This is a genomic window from Brevundimonas sp. (assembly GCF_032107865.1).
In the GTDB taxonomy this organism is placed as follows: Bacteria; Pseudomonadota; Alphaproteobacteria; order Caulobacterales; family Caulobacteraceae; genus Brevundimonas.
The window spans coordinates 12,862-15,995 of record NZ_DAMCNG010000045.1 but is presented as its reverse complement, the minus strand read 5'-3'; the positions used below and the strand labels follow the sequence as shown (position 1 = coordinate 15,995).

2 protein-coding genes are annotated in these 3,134 nt (G+C 69.4%); both read right to left on the bottom strand.

Annotation, left to right across the window (positions count from 1 at the left end; translation table 11 throughout):
* Positions 1 to 910 (bottom strand): Ppx/GppA phosphatase family protein (locus RT567_RS06155; protein ID WP_313575056.1); only part of this gene is annotated, 910 nt, incomplete at its 3' end.
* A gap of 108 nt (positions 911 to 1,018) precedes the next feature.
* Positions 1,019 to 3,016, bottom strand: a complete 1,998-nt coding sequence (locus RT567_RS06150) for a peptidase M61 (RefSeq protein ID WP_313575054.1) — start codon at positions 3,014 to 3,016, stop codon at positions 1,019 to 1,021.
* Positions 3,017 to 3,134: the final 118 nt, after the last annotated feature.

Sequence of the window (3,134 nt, the reverse complement as noted above, 5' to 3'; positions counted from 1 at the left end):
GTCCGATGCAGTTCTCGGCCGCGCGCCCGGCAGGGCCGAGGGCGATCAGGCGGTCGGCCGCCTTTTCGCAGTCGCCCCGCGTCATCCAGAGGCCGTCGACCAGATCGCGCTGGTAGCGTTTCAGCTCCAGGTGAATGCCCGCCAGGCTGGTGATGGCGCCGGAGGTGCCGACCAGATGGCCGTGTCCAGCGCCGACGCGCGCCAGAAAGTCGGGGCCTTCGGGGCCCCCCATGGCGATGGCGGCGCCGAAGTCGGCGACCATGGCCTCATACCACTCGGGCGGGCTGCCCTCGGGCTCGGGGTGGCGTTCGGCCAGGCTGACCACGCCCAGCGGCGCCGACATCCAGGCGGTGGTTTCGAAGCCGCGCGGCCCCTTCATCAGCCAGGACAGTTCGGTCGAGCCGCCGCCCACGTCGATCACCAGCACCGCCTCGGCGCGCGGATCGAACAGGTTCAGGCAGCCCGCGACCGACAGGGCGGCTTCCTCGGACGGGTCGATGATCCTGAGCCGCAGGCCGGTGCCGCGCCGCACCCGCTCGACGAAGGCGGGGCCGTTTTCGGCCATCCGGCAGGCCTGGGTGGCGACGGCGGTCAGGCGATTGGGATCGACGCCCTTGCGCACCAGGCGCTCGGCGCACAGGGCCAGGGCGTCATAGGCCCGGTCCATGGCCCGATCATCCAGGCGGCCGGTGCGCGACAGGCTCTCGCCCAGACGCACGATGCGGCTGAAGGAATCCACCACGCGGAAGCCGTCACGCGACGGGCGCGCGATCAGCAGGCGGCAGTTATTGGTCCCCAGGTCGAGCGCGCCGTAGAGGGGCGCGTCTCGATCGAAAGCACCGCTGTTGCGGGGCCTCCGAGGCAGGGACCGCGTGTCGCGCCGTCCGGGCGCGCCAGGGGTCTCCGGCATGGGCCGAGTTCTCATGTGGGCGGTCCGAAGCGGCGCCCGTCTCTCACAGGTTAAACCGCCCCGGCCCGTCGCGCCAAGCCGTCATGTGCGAGGCGCGCCTTAAGACTCTTAGCGACGGCGGGGGCTGAGGATGTCGCCGAGGCGGTCGGGCGTGCCCTCGATGCGCTCCAGACGCGGGTAGCGCAGGCCGTCGTGATAGTCGAAGTCGACGGTGCGATAGCGGTCGCCGTTCTTGAGCAGCAGGCGGATCGGGGCGTCGGTTCCCTTGGCGGCGGTGACGGTGTCGCGCAGCTTCTCGGCCGAGGCGGCGATGTCGTTGACGGCGACCAGCTCCCAGCCCGGCCCGATGTCGGCCTGGAAGGCGCGGCCGCCCCAGCGGACGCCGGTCAGCTTGTTCGACGAGGACAGGGTGAAGCCCAGGGAATACTGGAAGTCGTTGGCCCAGCCCGACTGGATGCGCTTTTCGTCGGCCGTCAGGGTGTCGGTGTAGGTCAGGCGGTAGCCGCCGCGCGCCAGACCGTCCAGCGGCGCCTTGGCGTCCGGGCCGTTGGCGTCCAGGCGCGTGCGCAGGAAGGTCGCCCAGTCGTGTGGGTGGACGGCGTTCAGCGCCGCCGTCACGTCGTTGAACGTATAGCCGCGCGGCACCCAGGAGCCGTCGTCGCCGCCGAAGAAGCCCTTGGCGAAGTCGTCCAGCGACTTCTTCGCGCCCGTGGCCTCGCGGATCAGGGTGTCGGCGTCCAGCCAGATCAGCAGGGCCTCGCGGTAATAGTCGCCCGTGCCGCGCATCCACGACGAATAGGGGTTCGACGTGCGATAGCCGAGCAGGTTGTGGTTGTTCGTGTCCTGAAGCGAGCGCCATTCGCGGCCCGGCTGGTTGTCATAGAAGGCGGCGTTCTCGGCCACGGTGACCAGGATGTCTTCCTTGGACGCCAGGCCCGAACGGGCGGTCAGCACGTCGCCCCAGTATTCCGTCTGACCCTCATAGACCCACAGAAGGGTGTTCTGGGTCGGGATGTTGTGGTTGGCGGTCAGTTCGTCGGCGGGGCGCTGGCGCTTGCCGTTCCAGGCATGGACGAATTCGTGCGGCAGCAGGCCGACGGCCCCCATGCTCTTGCCCCAGTTGGTGAAGAAGTCGGTCGGGACCGAGTTCTCGGACGAGCGGTGATGCTCCAGCCCGATGCCGCCCATCTTCGACGTGGCGGCCACCAGGAAATCGTAGCGGTCATAGGGGCGGGCGCCGAACAGGCGGTCGGTCTGGGTGACCAGGTTCTCGAACCAGCCGAGCTGCTGGGTCGTGGGGGCCAGATCCTTGGCCGCATCGGCGACGATGTTCAGGTGGACGGCGCCTTCGCCGTCGCCCCGGCGCGGATCGATGGCGATGCGCTGGAAGTTGGCGCCGCCGAACAGGGGGCTGTCGATCAGGGTGTAGAGGTCGGTCGGCGCAAACGTCGCCAGGCCGTCGACGAAACTCTCGGTGTCCAGCGCCACGCCGTATTTCCAGCCCTGCGGCAGGCGGATCGACGGGGCGAAGGTGATGCCGGTCGAGCGATAGCCCGCCGGATAGAGCAGGGCCTTTTCCCACTGCAGATTGACCATCTCGGGCGTCATGATCACGCGCCAGGTCGAGCTGTCCGGCTGGGTCAGCCACTGGAAGTCGACGGTGATTTCGCTGACGCCTCGCGGTACCTCGATGTGGAAGGCGTAGGGGTCAATGGTGTCGCGCAGCCAGTCGATTCGCTGTCCGCCGCCTTGGACGGTGACGCCGGAAATCAGCTGGATCGGGCCGGTCGCCGCATGGTTGCCGGGCAGGAATTTCGGATAGAGCAGGACCAGGGGGCCGGGCGTGACCGGGATGGTCTGGCGCACGCGGACGATCTTCTTTTCGACGTCAGTGGCGTCGACCTCATAGCGGATGACGCCGGGATAGGCCTCGGCCGTCGGCGCCGGGATCGGCGGTAGGGCGCGGGGCAGGGCCAGGGGCGTGTTCTGCGGCGTCGGCTCGGCGGGGGCCTGCGGGCCGGTCCATTGCTGAGCGAGCGCGGTCGAGGCGGCCGAGGTCAGCAGCAGGGCGAGGGCGGCGGCGGGCAGGCGATGGGTCAGGGTCATCTTATTCTCGTAGCCCTTCTCCCCTCGGGGGAGAAGGTGGGCGGCGAAGCCGCTCGGATGAGGGGGCGGCTTCCATAGGCAAGGTGTCTGGCGTTTTGCGCGCTGCGGACGGGGGGGG

Bases quoted from the DNA above. Each gene is read 5' to 3' on its own strand.
- RT567_RS06150 (WP_313575054.1), bottom strand. From the start codon at position 3,016: ATGACCCTGACCCATCGCCTGCCCGCCGCCGCCCTCGCCCTGCTGCTG.